We start from the raw sequence: 17,172 nt of genomic DNA, 5'->3' as shown, positions 1-17,172 counted from the left end.
CCCGCCGCGGAGCCCGCGCCCCGGGCTCACGCCTTGCCGCTGACCCCGGCCTCGGCGAAAGTCGCCATCCCCGAATGACACAGGGCTGCCGCCTTGACGACGCCCGCAGCAAGGGCCGCGCCAGTGCCCTCCCCAAGACGCATGCCGAGCGCCAGCAGCGGCGTTTTTCCGAGCCGTTCGACCACCTTCATATGCCCCGGTTCCGCCGAGACATGGCCGATCAGGCAATGATCGAGCGCTTGCGCATTGGCGGCATGCAGGATCGCGGCGGCCGCCGTTGCCACATAGCCGTCGATGATCACCGGGACACGCTCGACGCGCGCCGCGAGGATCGCCCCGGCCATTGCCGCCACTTCCCGGCCGCCAAGCCGCCGCAGGACTTCAAGGGGATCATCGAGATGTCCCCTGTGCAGCGCCACGGCTTTCTCCACCGCCGCCACCTTGCGCGCCAGGACTTCGCCCTCGGATCCGGTGCCCGGCCCTACCCAGTCCGCCGCCGAGCCGCCATACAGCGCATGAAAGATGGCCGCCGCGATCGTCGTGTTGCCGATCCCCATTTCGCCGATGCACAACAGATCCGTGCCGCCGGCGATCGCCTCCATGCCAAAGGCCATCGTCGCCGCACAGGCCCGCTCGTCGAGCGCCGCCTCCTCGGTGATGTCCTGCGTCGGCATGTCGAGCGCCAGGTCGAACACCTTCAGACCGAGATCATGGGCGATGCAGATCTGGTTGATCGCAGCCCCGCCGGCGGCAAAATTATCGACCATCTGCTTGGTCACCGAGGCCGGAAACGGCGTGACACCCTGCCGCGTGACCCCATGATTGCCGGCAAAGACGGCAACCAGCGGCCGGTTGATCTGCGGCGGACGGCCCGACCAGGCCGCCAGCCAGAAGGCGATTTCCTCGAGCCGTCCAAGAGCGCCGGCCGGCTTGGTCAACTGCGCATCGCGCTCGCGCGCCGCTGCCAGCTGCGCCGAATCCGGCCCCGGCAGATTGTTCAGCAGGGCCCGGAAGTCATCGAAGGGCAGACCGCTCGCACTCATCGTCGTTCTCCTTTGCGCGCTCGCGCATGACGCGCGGGCCGCTCGGGTGTAAAGTGAGAATCGCAACAATTCAACGGCGTGCTGCGCCACCCGGCTTCATCTTTTGCGCGAAATCGAGGTGCATCATGTCTGACCCTGTCATTGCCCTGGTACGGAGCGTCGCTTTCCTCAGCCGGCTGCCGGTGCCGGACCGTTTTTTCACCGATGACCCGGGGCGGACGGGCGAATATGCCGGCATCTTTCCTCTGGCCGGCGCCGTGATCGCCCTGCCCTCGGCCATGCTGATCCTGATCTTTGCCGCTCTCGGCGCACCAGACGCGCTCACCGCGTTGCTGGCCCTTGCTTTGATGATCGTACTTACCGGCGCGCTGCACGAGGATGGGCTTGCCGATTGTGCCGATGCCTTCGGCGCGGCCGGCCACAAATTGAGCGAGCCCGGCCGCATCCTGGCCATTCTCAAGGACAGCCAGATCGGCGTCTACGGAGCCCTGTCCCTGATCCTGTCCGTTGCGCTGCGTGCCGTCTGCCTGGCGGCGCTGATTGCCGCCGCATCGCCGCTCCTCAGCGCGCTTGTCTTTCTTGTGACTGCCGCTCTGTCGCGCGGCCTGATGGTCGCGCACTGGTACCATCTCTCCTCTGCGCGCAGCGATGGCGTTGCCGGCCGCGCCGGTGCGCCGGATGCCCAGGCACGCAGCACCGCCCTGATCGGCGGCATCATTCCGGCACTGCTCATCACATTCTGGCTCTCGGGCATCATCGCACTGCTGCTGGTCGTGCCGCTCGCCATCGCTGCAACCTACGCCTGGACGCGCTATGTCGAGCGCCATCTGGGCGGCCACACCGGCGACACGATCGGCGCGACGCAGCAAATCGCCGAGACCGCATTCCTCATCGCCCTTGTTGTCGCCCTTTAAGGACCCGATATAAGCCACTGCCACCGACCTTGGATAAACTCAGGCCTGCATGACCATCGAAACGCCCTGCATTCTGCTCTGCTCGATCGACGAGCGCACCGGCTATTGCTTCGGCTGCGGACGCAGCGGCGGCGAGATCGCCGCATGGATGGAGTACAGCGACGAGGAGCGCCGTGCCCTGATGGCCGAGTTACCGGCCCGCCTTGAAACGATCGAGCGTCGCCCGCGCCGGCAAACGCGCCGCCAGCGCCTCAAGGCGCAGACGACAGCGTCCGGATCTCCCGAGAATGAAACGCTCGAGGATGGGCCAGCCACGCGCGATCAGAGCACTGAAACCGGGAGGACGTCATGAAGCTCGGCCTGAATCTCGTTCTCGGTGCGCTGGGACTTGCGCTTGTTCTGCTGATCATCAACCACGATCGCGGCCAGACCCTCTCGCTGCCCAATGACGAATTCGCCCGCCTTGCCTATCTGGCGACGCTGGGGGCTGTGCTCGCCGCCGGCATCGTCGGGTCGCACCGCCATATCGGCGAATTGATCCGCAATCTGTTTCTCTGGGCGGTGATCATCCTCACTCTGGTCGCCGGCTGGACATGGCGTGATCAGGTGCAGGATTTCGCCGGCGACATGATCGCCAGCCTCGATCCGGCCCGCCCGGTCGTGCTGACCGCCGGGGAGAGCCCGGAAATTGCGCTGCGCAAATCGCTGAACGGCCATTTTGTCACCGACGCGCAGGTGAACGGCACGCCTGTGCAGTTTCTCGTCGATACCGGCGCCACGACCATTGCCTTGAGCTGGCATGATGCTCTCGCGATCGGCATCGACCCGGCGTCCCTGAGTTTCAGCGTGCCGATCACCACCGCCAACGGCAGCGCAATGGCGGCCTCGGTGCGCCTCGAGCGGTTGGAAATCGGCCCGATCGTGCGCACCGATCTGCGCGCCACGGTGGCCCAGGAGGGGCTGCTCGAGCAAAGCCTGCTCGGCATGAATTTCATCTCGTCGCTGTCCTCGTTCGAACTGCGCCGCAACGAGGTCATCATGCGCGACTGACGCCTATGTCGCTTCACAGCAGGCTGTAGATGAACCGTGCGGCGACCGTCAGCAGGAAGATGCCGAAAGCGATCTCCAGGTGCCGCTTGTCGAGCGCATGCGCGACCATCACGCCGAGCGGCGCGAACAGCATCGACAACGGCGCCATCATGGCGACGGCAATCCAGTTGATGAAACCGGTCGACAGCAGCGGCAAACCCGCTTCGCCCCATCCGGCCCAGATGTAGCCCACCAGGCCCGGCGCCGAGATTAGCACCCCGATGCCCGCCGACGTCGCCACCGCCTGATGCACCGGGCGGCCATAGAGCGTCATGAAAGTGTTGTTCATCACGCCGCCGCCGACACCCATCAGCGCCGACACCATGCCGATTACCGCCCCCACAATCGCCCGCCACGGATTGCCAGGCAGATCGTCGCCCAGCCGCCAGTTCTGCCGGTTGAGCACCATGCGTATGCCGAGCAGCAGCGTGATGATCGCGAAGATCGCTCGCATGCCGGCGCTTGACACCGAGGCGGCGATCACGCTGGCAAGCAGCACGCCGAAGGGAACCGCCAGCATCCATTGCTTGAGCAGCGCCAGATCCGCCGCATCGCGCTTGCGGTGCGACAGGAAAGAGCGCAGCGAGGTCGGGACAATCACCGCCAGCGAGGTGCCGACCGCCACATGCATGCGCACCGCTTCGGGCACATCGGCAAGCGCGAAGGCCTGGTAGAACGCCGGAACGAGAATGGCGCCGCCGCCAATGCCGAACAGCCCGGCGAGAAAACCCGCTACTGAACCGGCAAGCGCCAGGGCAAGGAGCAACCAGATCAGCTCGTCATAGGATGGCATAGGATCCCGGGTCGCTTGAAGGGCCGGACGAAACAAGGGCCGTCCCCTGCCCGATGCAGCCGGCAGCGATCATTCCGGTACATCCATCAAGTGCATGGCAAAAAGGACCGGGCAGTGCAAGAGCAGAGCGGTAAATTGACCGGATGATAAAATCAGCGAGGCCGGCTGCGCCCCGCGGCTCAGGACATTAGAGACTGCAATGCCGGCGTCCGGATTTGCGGGCCCTGAGATCGAAGTGAAAGTGATCCTTGTGATAGCGATCACTGCCGGGACCGAGAACCGTGTTGAAATATTTACAGGAATCCTCGCGCACCGTGGTCAGCAGGCTTTTCTCGCGAAACGCGAAGAAGCCCGGATCGCGGACATCGATTGTGTGGCCGTTGTCGAGCGTGACCGCCCCCACATCGATCGCATTGCCCTTGGAATGTTCCGACATCGGCGCGCCCCGACGCGAGTTCATGGTGCGGCAGGAATAGGAGGACATCTGCTTGATTTCTTTGACCCCGCTGAAGTAGCGCGCCCGCGCCGCCGGACCCAGTTCCTCCTTCACCCATTTCGCGAAGGCCAAAGTCATCTGGCAATTGAGCTTGGCCGCCGGCTTGACGCGGATGCCGCCCGACAGGCCAGACACCTTGACCGGATGCGCAATGCCGCACGAGCGCCCGTTGCCGATCGGATCGATATCCTCATAGACGACACCGAGCCGTTTGAGCTGCGCTCGGCAATTGCGCTCCGAGGCTGGCATGCCGCCGGCCCATTCCGGGCGCGCCAGCGGGTTCGAGATGCGCGGCAGCAGCGCCAGGCGCCGCTCCTGGACCGGTTGTGGCTCGGCAATCGGACTGGCCTGCTGCGCCCCGTATTGCACCGGGCCCAGCGGCGCCTCGCTCGCATAGGGGCCCGACAGCGGCGCATCCAGCGGGTAGCTGGCGTCGAGTATCGTCGGCGCGAGGCCCACCGGCGCCATGGCTGCCGGCGCCAGCATTGGTGCCGGTTCCGCCGCGAAGGACAGGACGTCGGTGGGCGGCACCATCTCACCCGAGCACGCCGTCACAAATGCGCCGAGCGCAAATATGGCCACTGCCCGCCCGCCGCGCGCTGAAGCGCCACGCGTCAAATCCTGTCCCTTTTTCACGGCACCTTCACTCCTACGAAAAGACATGCCGCAGCTTACCGGCGAAAGGGTAAAGGAAGCTTGAGCGCACCCCTTAAGAATTTGCGGCACCACCCGCGCTCGCCATCCGCCGCCTCATTCAGCGACACCGAACGGCACCGGCCGATAAATCACTTCAAATCGGATCGCTGGCCCGCTAGCATCCGCGCACGAACAGGGAGTGGCCCATGAGCATACCGACAGGTGAGTTGACGTTGCGAACACTGGCCATGCCGGCCGATGCCAATGCGGCCGGAGATATTTTTGGCGGCTGGGTGATGGCGCAGATGGACCTGTCCTGCGGCATACGTGCCGCCGAGCGGGCGCGCGGCCGGGTCGTCACCGCCGCGGTCAACGAAATGTCCTTTGCCATGCCGGTCAAGATCGGCGACACGCTGTGCATCTACACCGACATCGTCAAGATCGGCAAAACCTCGATGACCCTGCTGGTCGAGGCCTGGGCGCAGCGCTATCTGTCCGACCGCATGGATAAGGTGACCAATGCCCTGTTCGTCATGGTCGCCCTGGACGAGAACGGCAAGCCGACCCCGCTGCCCGTTGATCTTGGCGGCATCTCCGCCCATTCGATGTAGCGCTCCCGATGTAGCGCTCAGGCCGTCAGGCGGGCTGCGCCATCGCCGCGGGCACGACTTCGGCAAAAGCCCGCCGGATCACATCGACGCCCGCATCGGCACGCACCACATCGGTCGAGAGGATCTGCCGGAAACGCCGTGCGCCCGGCTGGCCGGAAAACAACCCCACCATGTGCCGCGTGACGTGGCTGAGCCGCCCGCCCCCGGCCATGTGCCGGCTTGCATGCTCCATCATTGCCTCGCAGACGAAATTCCAGTCGACAGGGCGGTCGGCCGCAGCGAAAAAGCGGCGGTCGACATCGGCCAGCAGGCTGGCATTGTGATAGGCGGCGCGTCCGAGCATCACGCCGTCGCAATGCTCAAGGTGCTGCTGCGCCGCGTCAAGCGTCTCGATGCCGCCATTGATGCCGACAAAGTGCTGCCCTAATGCGCGCTTGAGACGGTAGACGCGATCATAGTCGAGCGGCGGCACCGTGCGGTTTTCCTTCGGTGACAGGCCCTGCAGCCAGGCCTTGCGCGCATGCACCCACAGCCCGTCGCAGCCGGCCCGGATCACCTTTTCCGCCAGCGCCGCAAGCGCCTCCTCCGGATCCTGCTCATCAACCCCGATCCGGCACTTGACCGTGACCGGCAGCGGCGTCGCCGCCTTCATCGCCTCGACGCACCGCGCCACCAGATCAGGTTCGCGCATCAGACAGGCGCCAAACGTTCCCGACTGGACGCGATCCGACGGGCAGCCGACATTCAGATTGACCTCGTCATAGCCGAAATCCGTGGCGATGCGCGCCGCCTCGGCCAGCAATTCCGGCTCCGAGCCGCCGAGCTGCAGCGCCACCGGGTGCTCGACCGCATCGAAACCGAGCAGCTTTTGCCGGTCGCCATGCAAGACCGCGTCAGCGACAACCATCTCGGTGTAAAGCAGCGCGCGCCGCGTCAACAAGCGATGCAGAAACCGGCAATGCCGATCCGTCCAGTCCATCATCGGCGCGACGGCAAAACGCCGAGATACGGTAATCTGCGATTTTCCTTCTTTTTTCACTACTTACGCCTGTCGTTGCTCGTCATTCATGCCTGGTTCCTGTCGCTTAAGCGGCAAATTCGTCAAATTTGGGCACTTGATGTCGGACGAGGCACCGAAAAACGCGTTCACCAGCCGTAGACCCACCACGGTCCTCGGCCCAGGAAGCGTTACGTTATCATTTCAGGACGGACAATGCCTACACCGGTACTCGGCTGCTGGCCGGATCACACTGCATTGCTTGGTCCAACATCTTCAGGTGGGCGCCGCGCCCGTAATGTGCGCTCGGGTTGCTGTCAGCCCGTGACCCGGGCTGACGAGCGCCGTCAGTGGTTCAAAACCAGCCGATGCACAGGCTGTTGACCGACCTGGCCCGATCGTGCCCGGTCTCAGCGGCCACGCCGGCGGGGGCCGCTGTTGTGAGCATCAAGAGGCGTGGTCCCTGGAGCAACGCCGGTATAATAATACCCACCATTGTCCAGCGTCGTGCCGTCCGACAGAGTAAAGTAGTAGGCGTAACCCGCGCCCTCATCCAGACCCGGTTGGTCACGCAGAATGGGATTGTTGGTCTCCCATTGGTACACATAGTAACCTGAGCGCGATTCCGCGGTTTCTTGGAAGCATTCTTCGCCTTCGACAGTCCCCTCTTGCCAAGTATAGGACAGGCGGGGTGAGGATGTGTTGCGGTAATCGATGCAGAAAGCATCGCTGTACGCATCCTTGGTCAGAGGATCCTTGGAGATGACGACACCAAACAGTTCCGCCTCGTCGTCGGGCAGCGTGAGCGTCGCTGTTTCCGGCGCGTTGAAAATATCGAAGTCCGCATTGTCAGCAAGCCATGCATCATTGGGTTCAAGATAGTTGCTCGGATCGGTGGTGTCGCTGCAGGTGGGGTCCGTGCCATTGTCTGATTCCGTGACGTAGAACTCGACGCCCGAAGGGCCGATGTCGTCGCTGTCCTCCGGCGTCATGAGAAACCAGTAGAGATTCTTGTCGGCGAAAGTTTCTGAATCTTCAAGGCGATAGCCGTAGGAGGCAGTTGATATCGTGTAGCTGTCGCCCGTATCGGTCGGCCGCCAGCACAGAGCCAGCGTTTCAGAGCCAATGAAGCTGCTTGCAGCCACGGTGACGCGGCCCCAGACTTCATCAAAGCCTGATATGCTGGTCGGAGGATAAAAGGTATCGGCTTCCAAGACGGTGATATCCGCCCAATCTTGCACCGATTGGCCGTCAGATGCTGCGCGTGTGGGGCCGGGGTCGATGACAAGCATCACCAGGGCCAGGGAATAAGGAAGAATGGAGAAGGAGGAAATATTCATTTTGATCTCTTTTGCTGCTGAAATGGGGTGTGCATTCGGTTTTTTCGCCGGCATCAGCTAATCGGCGTAATTTCCCAGACGACCCAGAGACAGTCGGTATCCGAGTAATACTGGTGCCAGGGGTAGATGAAGTTCATATCGTCATCCACATAGGCGAAGGGCACGTTGGTATCGCCGGGTGCCAGGCGGTATTCCTCGTACATGCCGGGGAACGGCGCCGAGACGATATGCTCGCCCGGAAGACCATAGAGCCCGCCTGCGGGTTCAGGGTTTTGCGCCGGGTTGAGCGGATAGATTTCACTGCCGGTACAGGATGTGTCCCGGGCCTCGCGATCATCGAATTTCTGCATGCGGCCCTGCCCCATCAACTGGGTGTGAACCTCAAGGAAATTCGCCGAATGACAATGGTGGACCGCCGCGTCGGACATCGCCGGGAGCCACCAGAGATTGGTGTTGATGCTGACCTCGACCGTTCCTTTCCCCGAAGGCGTCGCCTGATTGGCCGCGTCCCAGGGATTGAGCGAAATACCGAGATCTGTGAGTTCGCCACGTCCCGACATGAAGAGCGGGAACGGGCCCACGCCTGTCGGCCAGCAGCCATTCTCGGTATAGCTCGCCCAGCTGTCGGTATCGGCGAGAATGTTGGCCAGATCACGGGGCGACGCCGTGCGGATGAAGGCCAGATGAAGGGGCTGCGTGGAATCGCCGCTCGAGGGCGTCTCCTCGGAGGTCGCTTTGCGGACCGACGCCGCGCCGGTGATGATCGTCGCCGTGCGCGGTGGAATGGACTTAGCAATGCCCTCGGTCTGCTCGTCGGTGTCGGACAGATAGACTGTCGCATACGCGCCGCCGAGATTGGTGACGATCGTGTCGCGGCCGGAGAGCAATTGTCCGTTGTCGAACAGGTCGGCCACGCGCACACCGGTCGTATCGTCGACATTGAAGACGGCGAGCGCCTTCACATAGGTGCCGTCGCTATAGGGCAGCTCCTGGATGTCATTGGCCGATCCGGTCGGTATGATCGATGTGGCCGAGGGCGGACAGGAGGCCGAAGCGGAGAGAGGGCCGCCTGCGCTTGCGGGGCGAACAAGCCCCTGCAGACCGGAACCGAGACCGGAAACGAGCCCGGCGCCGGCGACAGCGGCTCCGCCGGCCATCAGGCGGCGGCGGCTGACAAGAGGAGTTCGGGAGGGAAGCCGGAATGTCATGACGAAGTCCTTTCGCAAGTGAATTGATGTGAAAGAGAGGGGGGCGACGCCGGCCATTGGCCGGCGCCGTGGTCAGTCAGGCATGGCCAGTCAGAGAGATTTGGCGATGTTGATTGAGTCGGAACAGGTGACGACGATGTTCTGGAGCTGATTGGCATCGAAAGCCGGTATCCTGATCCAGACGGACCCGGTGGATTCCTCGAGCCAGTATCCCGGAAGATCCGCATCGAGATCGAAGAAGTCCTGCCGCGTCGCGACCGGATACTGGGAAAAGACCCCCCCATTCACCGTAATAGAGTCCAGCGTCCCGACGGCCCGCAGACGAACGTAAACGACCCCATCGAATGTGAAATAGTCGTCGCTGCCATTATTGAGGTAGAAGAGCAGATATTCCGCCGTTGTATCGGTGATCTCGGCCAAGTCGAGCTTCAGAAGGTTCCAGTACTCGTAGCTGCCGGTGTCTTCGGCGTTGGTGGTAACGCCGCCATCATCAAGATAGCACTCCCCCGCATTGCCGAGTTTTGCACCGAACACATCGAACACCAGCGGGTCGGTATCTTCGTAACTTGTGATTGGTTTGACACTGCCATCCAGCGTGTAGCGGGTCGGCAGAACCGCCCCTTCCTGCACGTAGATCGGAGAGTTGGTGACGTCGGCATCCACGGTTTTCTGGGCGCCGCCCTTCTGGTACTCATCGAGATCCTCCGTGTCGCCGGCGAGGTAATAGGGAAACCAGTTGGCGCCATCGGGGAAATAGACCGTGCGGCTGGTGGTGCTTTCATCACAGATCGGCGCGAAGAGAATCTGCTTGCCGTCATAGCCACCTGTGAGGAACTGCGAGTTCAGTCCCGGATAGGTATCGTAGTCGATCGCGCTGTCCTGCGCCCAGGCCCGCATCGGCAGCAGCATTGGCCGGCCGCTGGTGGCGTGCTTGTAGGCGCCGGTGTAGAGAACCTCCTGCCACATGTAGCGCTGCTTGATGACCGTCGCCATCACGTCGGCATAGGTCGTGCTGCCCGACGCGGTGTCGGTGTACATGTAGCACTCCTGGTAAGGCTTGCCGTGCCCTTTCGCTTCCCAGTCATCAGGGTTGGTCGAGGCGTTTGTCGAGGGATCCTTACCGATCCAGCGGTCATAATGATTGCGGAACCACGGCATCATGAAAGCCGCCTGAACCCAGCGGGTGATCATCTCCGATGTCGCCGGCGGCCCTTCGCCGTCATTGCCGTCATAATTGTCGGAATAGCCGAAGAACCCGCCGACATCTGCGCCGACGACCGATACCCCGGACAGGTTCATGTTGACGATCATCGGCACCAGAAGGTCGAGGTAACTCCAGTCCGTTCCGTTGTCGCCCATCCACAGGCCGCCATATTGCTGCGAGCCGATCTGGCCGCCGCGGGCGATGATGTAGCTGCGTTTGAAACGGTCGCGTGAACTTTCGGTGTTCTTGATGCCTTCGTCATAGGTGGCAGAGCACAGCATATAGGCATGCTCGTTGCGCACTTCCGCAAAGGTCCGCTGTGCGCCATCGCCGAACCGCGGATCGGTGATGTATTGCTGCGGATGGAACGACCGCCAGTTGAACTTGTCGGCATAGTCGACATCCGTCGTGTTCGCGTCGTAGTTCGCCTGTTCCAGCGGCGACATATCGGTCACATCTGTCGTGACCGGATCGCCGATCTCGTGGGTATCCATTGAGGGCGTCGTCATGTCCTGCCAGACAAAGTCGAGGCCGATGTCAAACAGATCCTTGTAGTTCGCCCCCCACCAAGCTGGCGTGCCATCGGCGCCCCAGTCCGGGAAGACGGCCGTGCAGCGGGCCGTCGAGCCATATTGCAGCTGCCCGCAATAGGCGTCGGAATAACCGGACCCGTCATTCATCGTGGTGTAGGAACCGTCCGCCGCATCGGCCTTCAGGTAATAATCGGTCCCCGAGAGGCTGGTGTAGACGTCGTAATCGGTCTGATCGTCGCGGATGAAGCAGGTGATGTTAGTCTGCGTCACCAAGCTCTCGCCTTTGGCCCAGGCGAAGATCGAATCCCCGGAGCCAACGGCGCCCCCGGTCCAGAAGCGGGCATTTGTGGTGAAGACCTCGTAGGTCTGCTGCACGTCGATATCGACAGCAAGGCCTTCCAGTGGAATGCCGGCGTCGGAATAACCCGAAACAATCGTGTCGAAGGAAATGCCGTTGGAGACGTAGGAGATGTCTTGTCCGGTCACGGTCTCAAACGCATCGTCCGTCACCGCAAGCGCGCCATAGACGCCCTGGAAATAGCCGAAAAGATATTTCGGCGGCAGCGCGGCATATTTTGTCAGCGCGGCGCCGGGATTGGAGCAGAGATAGGCCAGCCCCTCGGTCGCCGTCCGCACCGTCCAAGTCAGGGTGTCATCGATGATCTCCGGGGCGCCGAAGACGAAATACTTGTCGATCTCGCCATACTGCGCGCCCATGTAGCACAGGTCGGACTGACCCACGCTGTCGCCGAAGGAGGTGTCGCCCGTATTGGTATAGGTTTGCGACTGGTTGTTGAGAAAAATGCCGTAGGCATAAGGATTGGTGCTGCTTTTGTCGCCCGCCACAATCAGCCATGGCGCAGAGAAATAGAGCGGATAATAGTAATTCGGCGTTGAGCCGTAGGTGTCGACGTCGTTGTTTGCATTCGGGTAGAGCTCGGAATGCTGATAGGATATCTGGTCGTAATTGTAATTGGTCATCGAGGCGCCATTATTGCTCCCCGTATTGCTGGCGCTCGGCAGCTTTATGTTTCCGTTCTTGCGAACGACATAATAGCCGTCTTCATCATAGGTGTTGACTTCCCCCTGCCCGAAGAACTCTTCGGCTTGGCTGGCGTCCTTGTTGTTCTCCCAGAAGGTCGCCACGGCACTGCCATAGGCCGGATCCACGAAGGTGAGGCCGCCGTAATATTGCGTGTCGGGGCACAATGCATCCGAGTAAATGGAGCTGCCGGTGGTTTTGCTGTAGACCTGCAGCTGAAAACTGTCCGTCAGGACAACCCGGATATCGTTCAACGTGAACTGGATCGCGGTGGAGGCAGCGCTGCTGTAGTCAAACAGCGTCTCGGGCGCCCCGTCATCGGCGATCTCGTTGCTGCGAATCGTGTCCAGGTTCACCTGGGTGACCGGCCCGAAAGCGATATCGGGATAGCTGTCGTCGACGCCATATGTCGGATCGAAACGCAGCCGGAAGATATTGTTGATGTAGGAAATCACTTCCAGTCGCGCCGTGTAGGTGCCGGCACTCGCGCCGGTCCCGCGATTGGTCGCCGTTGCGGTGATGATGCTGCGCCACGAATTGCTGGCGTCCGTTGCAGCGCCGGTCACCTCTGTCAGCGCAAGCCAGTTGGTACTGTCGAGCGGAGTGAACTGATTGACCGGAACATAGCGATAGACCTGAGCGGCGTCTTCAGCGCTCGGGCGATTCTTTACTTTCGATTGGATGGCAATATCGTCAGGCATAACATCAATCCCATAACTAGTTGGCAATGACCGAGCTAGGATTGATTTGCTATCTTCTGTCAACGTTACTATTAAGATGAAATAAATATAACTCCTATTTTTACTAGGAAGTTTTTGAAAAATCTCGGTTTTAAATAATAAGACTATATTAACTTCAATCAAACAATGGCGCCAAATTCAATCATTCAAATAAAATTATATATCAATTAAATCCGGATAAGCCATTTAGGGACATGCCTCCTGAATAAGAATGGATATTATTGGCTGTATTTCGGCGCTGTTGATTCGATTTTTTCGCTGCAATAAAAGCAGGCGCTATCGAAGAGGACGGCACAGGAGCGTAGCTCGCTCTGCAATCACACCGAACTTTTGGGACCGGCTATAGCCGGCTATCCGGTTCATCGATATCCTCACATCCGTCAGGTCGACGCCGCTTGCATCCGTCTCGACGCAAACTTGACAGGATGGTCGATCCCGCGCCTTGACGGCACATGGAGGTTCAAGACCCGCGAGGAAGGGCCATCGATCAGCAGACCGTGCGGAACCGGTCGACAATCACGTCGAGCACCTCGTTCGGCGGTCGTTTCCACCACTTTTCGGCGGAGAACACCTCGACTTCGCAAAACCCGGCATATCCTGCGCTTTCAACCGCCATACGGATGGCCTTGAGATCGGCCACACCATCGCCCATCATGCCGCGATCAAGCAGCATGTCGGATGTATTCTCCAGCCAATCGCACAGATGATAGCTCAGTATCCGATCCGGGGCCGCAGCGAGCAGGGATTGCGGCAACATCCGGTCCCACCAGACATGGTAGACATCGACGGCGATGCCGATATTCGGAGCGTCGATCTCATCGCAGATCTCCAGCGCATCGCGAGCGGTCATCAGGCAGGTGCGGTTGCCGCCCAGCATTGGGTTCAGGGGCTCGAGGCCGAGTTTCACCCCGCATTGGGCGGCATATTCGGCATGGCCTGCCAAGCGCGCCGTCAATCGCTTGCGTGTTTCCGTCAATCCCTTGGTGCCGGGTTCGGTGCCGCCCGTCACGATGGTCAGGACTTCGGCGCCGAGAGCGGCGGCCATGTCGATCGCGGACCTGACTTCGTCGTCGCTGCCCGCATCGCGTCCAGTCAGAAAAGGGGTTCGGCAGAGACCCGCAACCTGCATTCCGGCCGCGCGCACACGCTCGCCAATTTCACAGCCGCGGGCGCCGACTTCCCGCCGCCAGAACACGATCGCGCCATAGCCGCGCGCGGCACAGGCATCGATCACCTGCTCGGGCGACCAGCCGGCTCCATAGCCGTCAAGATTGTGGCCGAGCGTCGCGGTATTCAGTGCCAGCGCGGCGTGGTTCGACGAAAAATCGCGCATCACGCCACGCCGTAAAGGGCCAGCAGGCGCCTCATGCGGGCCACGGCCATGTCCGGGTCGCGCAGCAGCCCGCATTGATCCGCCAGCTGGAACACTTCAGTGAAATAAGGCAGGGGCCGCATGGCCTGCGCGCCGTTGAGCATCACGAAATGGTCCTGAAAGCCGTTCAGCCAGGCGAGAAATACCACGCCGGTCTTGTAGTATTGCGTCGGCGCTCGGAAGATCAACTTGGCCAGCGGCACGGTCGGATCGAGGGTCGCGCGGAACCCGGCGGCATCGCCCTGGCTGAGCAGCTTCACCGCATGCGCTGCCGCCGGGGCCAGCGGATCGAAAATTCCCAAAAGGGCATCCGAGTATCCCTGTTCATCGCCCTCGATCAGTTCGGGATAGTTGAAATCGTCTCCCGTATACATGCGAACGCCTTTCGGCAGGCGCCGGCGCAGGATCACTTCCTTTTCCTTGTCGAGCAGCGAAATCTTGATGCCATCGACTTTGTCGGCATGGGCTTCGATGATGGCGACGACCGCATCGAGCGCGTCCTCGAACCGGCCGCTGCCCCAATACCCTGCCAGCGCCGGATCGAACATGTCGCCCAGCCAGTGCAGGATCGCCGGGTGATCGCAGGCTGAAAGCACGGCACCATAGATACGGATGTAATCTTCCGGCCCCTTTGCCACGCGCGCCAGGGCACGGCTGGCCATCACGATCACGCGCGCGTCCAGCGCCTGAATGGCGTTCAGCTGCTGCATATAAGCGCGCTCGACGTCATCGATGCTGCGGGCGGCGGCGGGATCAAGGTGATCCGTGCCGCATCCGTTGACCACCAGCGCATCGGGCAGTTCGGCGCGGGTCTGCCGGATCAGTTCGAGCGCTCCGTCCCAGTCGAGTCCCATGCCGCGCTGTGCGGTGTCCATGGCCTCGGCGATGCCGAGGCCGAGACCGTGCAGATGGCGCCGGAAGCGCAAGGTTGCCTCCCAGTCCAGCGTCGCCGGCCCGGAAGGATCATTGCCCGTGAAGGGATCGGCGACCACATGCGCAGCCGAGTAGATCACCCGCGCGGCATTGGCGGGCATGGCTGTCTCTGCAACGGGAACCCCCGTCAGGGTGTAGTCGACCAGAGCGCCTGTCGGAGCGGGCAAGAGGATTGTCATGGAAAGGCCTTTCAATAGCGTGGCACAAGCAGACCGGCATCGGCCGAGATCGCCTGTCCCGTCGTGTAGGGCAGCTTGCCCGCGGCAAGCGAGACGATAATGCCGGCCATGTCCTCCGGCTGACCCACGCGCGGAAACAGCGTCAGGCCTGCTTTGGCGCGCTCTTCATAGTGCGCGATGACCGACGCGGTCATATCGGTGGCAACAAGGCCGGGCTGCACATCGTAGACGGCGATATTTTCCCGCCCCAGCCGCACCGCCCATGCCTTTGAGGCCATCGCGGCGGCGGCCTTGGACACGCAATATTCTGAACGCGGTTCGGCAACCGCCACGGCATTGGACGAGGTCACATTGACGACGCTGTGAAACAGGCCCGGATCACGGTTCCGCGCCAGCAGCCGACGCGCGAAAGCCTGGGTGAGAAAGAACATCGCCTTGGTGTTCACGGTCAGACACCGGTCATAGCTGTCCTCGCTCACCTCCAGCGGGTCGCCGCGCTGCATGACGCCGACCCCTGCATTGTTCACCAGGGTCGTCAGCGGGCCGAGCGCCGCCTCGATCTCGCCGAGGACACGATCATGCGCCGACAAATCGCTGACGTCGAAAGGGGCAGCAAAGACCGCGACCGCTTCGGAGCGCACCTGCTCGAGCGCCGCATGCAGCTCGGAATCATCGGCCGGACCGTTCACGGCAACCGCAAACCCCTCGCGCGCCAGGGCCAGGGCTGAAGCCAGCCCGATGCCGCGACTTGATCCGGTGACCAGTGCGACCTGTCTGCTCACGCGACCGCACCTTTTGCCAGCAGCTCGCGCGCGATGATCATGCGCTGGATCTGGTTGGTGCCCTCATAGATCTGCGTGATCTTCGCGTCGCGATAGAGCCGCTCCACCTCGAAACCTCTGATGTAGCCCGAACCGCCGAAGACCTGCACCGCATCCGCCGTGCGCGCCACGGCCATGTCCCCGGCAAAGCACTTCGCCATGGAGCAAAATTTCGTGGCATCGGCCAGGGTGTCGATCTTGTGCGCCGCATTGAGCACCAGAAGACGGGCGGCCTCGACATCCTTGGCGATGTCCGCCAGGAGCCACTGCACACCCTGAAATTCCGAGATCGGCTTGCTGAACTGCTTGCGTTGCTGGGCGTAATCCACAGCCGCCTCCAGCCCGGCCTGGCCGATTCCGACCGCCAGCGCGGCAATGCCGACGCGCCCCTTGTCGAGGACGCTCATCATCATGTGAAACCCGCGACCTTCCTGGCCCAGAAGGGCATCGGCAGGCAGGCGCACATCGTCGAAATTCAGCGCCCCGACCTGGCTGGCGCGCTGGCCCATCTTGTGCTCCTTCGGACCACGCGAGACACCGTCGGCGTGAAGATCGACAATGAAGATCGACATGCCTCGGCGCCCCGCCTCGGGATCCGTGCGGGCGAGCACAAAACCGATGTCGGCCACCGGCGCGTTGTGAATCCAGATCTTGCCGCCGTTCAGAACCCAACCATCGCTGTCTCGCACCGCGGTCGTGCGGATGCCCGACACGTCGGTCCCGGCCTCCGGTTCGGTGATACAATAGGCCACGCGCGTTTTCGCCGCCAGCACATCGGCCAGCCAGCGGTCACGCTGGGCCGGGGTGCCGTGCTGCACCAGCAGCGTGGAAATCAGTTCGACCAGCCCGCATTGATCCGCGACCGACGCATAGCCGCGCGACAGCTCTTCCATCACAAGAGCATAGGTCATCGTATCGAAGCCCGGCCCACCCATCTCCTCGGGCACGCCAATCCCGAACAGGCCCAATTCCGCCATCTGATCGTAGATCTCGGCTGGAAAACGCTCCTCGCGGTCCAGCTCTTCAGCCATCGGCCGTATGACATCCTCGGCAAACCGGCGGGTCATGTCGCGCACTTGTATGCAGGTCTCGGTCAGAAACATGCCATCTCCTTTGTAACTGTCTAGTTACTTTATGGCGGATGCCGGTGCCGGTCAAGAGACGCGGCGACTTGATCCCGCACGCCGTTCATGCATATAACTATCCAGTTACTTATGGGAG

The 17,172-nt window shown here is 61.9% G+C and carries 13 protein-coding genes and 2 pseudogenes; 4 read left to right on the top strand and 11 right to left on the bottom strand.

The genetic code is table 11. From position 1 onward, the window contains the following. Nucleotides 1–26: 26 nt before the first annotated feature. Complete coding sequence (gene cobT / locus KY465_RS11940) at nt 27–1,043, bottom strand: nicotinate-nucleotide--dimethylbenzimidazole phosphoribosyltransferase (RefSeq protein WP_219201939.1); 1,017 nt, start codon at nt 1,041–1,043, stop codon at nt 27–29. Between the two features lie 125 nt (nt 1,044–1,168). Between cobT and KY465_RS11935 the strand changes: the two genes are divergently transcribed. The 3 genes and pseudogenes from KY465_RS11935 to KY465_RS11925 all read left to right on the top strand — a co-directional run bounded on the left by KY465_RS11935 (nt 1,169) and on the right by KY465_RS11925 (nt 3,007). Beyond that, nucleotides 1,169–1,957 carry an adenosylcobinamide-GDP ribazoletransferase gene (locus tag KY465_RS11935; protein ID WP_219201938.1) on the top strand — a complete coding sequence of 263 codons (789 nt, stop codon included), beginning with the start codon at nt 1,169–1,171 and terminating at the stop codon, nt 1,955–1,957. Between the two features lie 49 nt (nt 1,958–2,006). Beyond that, nucleotides 2,007–2,228: pseudogene (locus KY465_RS11930) on the top strand (DUF1289 domain-containing protein); the annotation flags it as partial. Between the two features lie 77 nt (nt 2,229–2,305). Further along, entirely contained in the window at nt 2,306–3,007 is a 702-nt protein-coding gene (locus tag KY465_RS11925; RefSeq protein ID WP_219201936.1) for a TIGR02281 family clan AA aspartic protease, read from the top strand. A 13-nt stretch (nt 3,008–3,020) separates the two neighbouring features. Here KY465_RS11925 and KY465_RS11920 read toward each other — a convergent pair whose 3' ends face one another. Next, nucleotides 3,021–3,839, bottom strand: a complete 819-nt coding sequence (locus tag KY465_RS11920; protein ID WP_219201935.1) for a sulfite exporter TauE/SafE family protein — start codon at nt 3,837–3,839, stop codon at nt 3,021–3,023. Nucleotides 3,840–4,026: 187 nt separating this feature from the next. Then, nucleotides 4,027–4,857, bottom strand: a pseudogene (locus KY465_RS11915) (extensin-like domain-containing protein); the annotation flags it as partial. Nucleotides 4,858–5,177: 320 nt separating this feature from the next. Between KY465_RS11915 and KY465_RS11910 the strand changes: the two are divergent. Beyond that, nucleotides 5,178–5,582 carry an acyl-CoA thioesterase gene (locus KY465_RS11910; protein ID WP_219201933.1) on the top strand — a complete coding sequence of 135 codons (405 nt, stop codon included), beginning with the start codon at nt 5,178–5,180 and terminating at the stop codon, nt 5,580–5,582. Between the two features lie 25 nt (nt 5,583–5,607). Here KY465_RS11910 and dusA read toward each other — a convergent pair whose 3' ends face one another. The 8 genes from dusA to KY465_RS11870 form a co-directional block, all read right to left on the bottom strand. Continuing rightward, nucleotides 5,608–6,564, bottom strand: coding sequence for a tRNA dihydrouridine(20/20a) synthase DusA (gene dusA, locus KY465_RS11905; protein ID WP_428983018.1), 957 nt, complete (start codon nt 6,562–6,564; stop codon nt 5,608–5,610). A 425-nt stretch (nt 6,565–6,989) separates the two neighbouring features. Next, nucleotides 6,990–7,973: a hypothetical protein gene (locus tag KY465_RS11900; RefSeq protein WP_219201932.1), complete on the bottom strand. Its 984-nt coding sequence runs from the start codon at nt 7,971–7,973 to the stop codon at nt 6,990–6,992. After that, nucleotides 7,973–9,127, bottom strand: coding sequence for a hypothetical protein (locus KY465_RS11895; protein ID WP_219201931.1), 1,155 nt, complete (start codon nt 9,125–9,127; stop codon nt 7,973–7,975). Before KY465_RS11895 ends, KY465_RS11900 begins: the two co-directional genes overlap by 1 nt. Nucleotides 9,128–9,217: 90 nt before the next feature. Continuing rightward, entirely contained in the window at nt 9,218–12,607 is a 3,390-nt protein-coding gene (locus KY465_RS11890; protein WP_219201930.1) for a TIM-barrel domain-containing protein, read from the bottom strand. Between the two features lie 526 nt (nt 12,608–13,133). Beyond that, nucleotides 13,134–13,979: a sugar phosphate isomerase/epimerase family protein gene (locus KY465_RS11885; RefSeq protein WP_219201929.1), complete on the bottom strand. Its 846-nt coding sequence runs from the start codon at nt 13,977–13,979 to the stop codon at nt 13,134–13,136. Further along, the gene (locus tag KY465_RS11880) at nt 13,979–15,130 is read right to left on the bottom strand and encodes a dihydrodipicolinate synthase family protein (RefSeq protein ID WP_219201928.1); all 1,152 of its coding nucleotides are present in this window, start codon (nt 15,128–15,130) and stop codon (nt 13,979–13,981) included. The genes KY465_RS11885 and KY465_RS11880 overlap by 1 nt, the downstream gene beginning before the upstream one ends. A gap of 11 nt (nt 15,131–15,141) precedes the next feature. Further along, a complete protein-coding gene (locus KY465_RS11875; RefSeq protein WP_219201927.1) occupies nt 15,142–15,912 on the bottom strand; it encodes a 3-ketoacyl-ACP reductase in 771 nt (256 codons plus the stop codon). Beyond that, on the bottom strand, nt 15,909–17,054 hold the full coding sequence (locus KY465_RS11870) for an acyl-CoA dehydrogenase family protein (protein ID WP_219201926.1): 1,146 nt from the start codon (nt 17,052–17,054) through the stop codon (nt 15,909–15,911). Before KY465_RS11870 ends, KY465_RS11875 begins: the two co-directional genes overlap by 4 nt. Between the last annotated feature and the right edge of the window lie 118 nt (nt 17,055–17,172).

Origin of the sequence: Neohoeflea coraliihabitans, assembly GCF_019334345.1 — a bacterium.
In the GTDB taxonomy this organism is placed as follows: domain Bacteria; phylum Pseudomonadota; class Alphaproteobacteria; order Rhizobiales; family Rhizobiaceae; genus Pseudohoeflea; species Pseudohoeflea coraliihabitans.
The sequence above is the reverse complement of the archived record's forward strand: the minus strand, read 5'-3'. Positions and strand labels throughout refer to the sequence as shown.

Excerpts from the sequence above, each read along its gene's own strand:
- KY465_RS11935 (WP_219201938.1), top strand. The coding sequence starts at position 1,169 with ATGTCTGACCCTGTCATTGCCCTGGTACGGAGCGTCGCTTTCCTCAGC.
- KY465_RS11885 (WP_219201929.1), bottom strand. The coding sequence starts at position 13,979 with ATGCGCGATTTTTCGTCGAACCACGCCGCGCTGGCACTGAATACCGCG.
- KY465_RS11900 (WP_219201932.1), bottom strand. The coding sequence starts at position 7,973 with ATGCCGGCGAAAAAACCGAATGCACACCCCATTTCAGCAGCAAAAGAG.
- dusA (WP_428983018.1), bottom strand. The coding sequence starts at position 6,564 with ATGATGGACTGGACGGATCGGCATTGCCGGTTTCTGCATCGCTTGTTG.
- KY465_RS11925 (WP_219201936.1), top strand. The coding sequence starts at position 2,306 with ATGAAGCTCGGCCTGAATCTCGTTCTCGGTGCGCTGGGACTTGCGCTT.
- KY465_RS11910 (WP_219201933.1), top strand. The coding sequence starts at position 5,178 with ATGAGCATACCGACAGGTGAGTTGACGTTGCGAACACTGGCCATGCCG.
- KY465_RS11920 (WP_219201935.1), bottom strand. The coding sequence starts at position 3,839 with ATGCCATCCTATGACGAGCTGATCTGGTTGCTCCTTGCCCTGGCGCTT.
- KY465_RS11890 (WP_219201930.1), bottom strand. The coding sequence starts at position 12,607 with ATGCCTGACGATATTGCCATCCAATCGAAAGTAAAGAATCGCCCGAGC.
- cobT (WP_219201939.1), bottom strand. The coding sequence starts at position 1,043 with ATGAGTGCGAGCGGTCTGCCCTTCGATGACTTCCGGGCCCTGCTGAAC.
- KY465_RS11880 (WP_219201928.1), bottom strand. The coding sequence starts at position 15,130 with ATGACAATCCTCTTGCCCGCTCCGACAGGCGCTCTGGTCGACTACACC.
- KY465_RS11895 (WP_219201931.1), bottom strand. The coding sequence starts at position 9,127 with ATGACATTCCGGCTTCCCTCCCGAACTCCTCTTGTCAGCCGCCGCCGC.
- KY465_RS11870 (WP_219201926.1), bottom strand. The coding sequence starts at position 17,054 with ATGTTTCTGACCGAGACCTGCATACAAGTGCGCGACATGACCCGCCGG.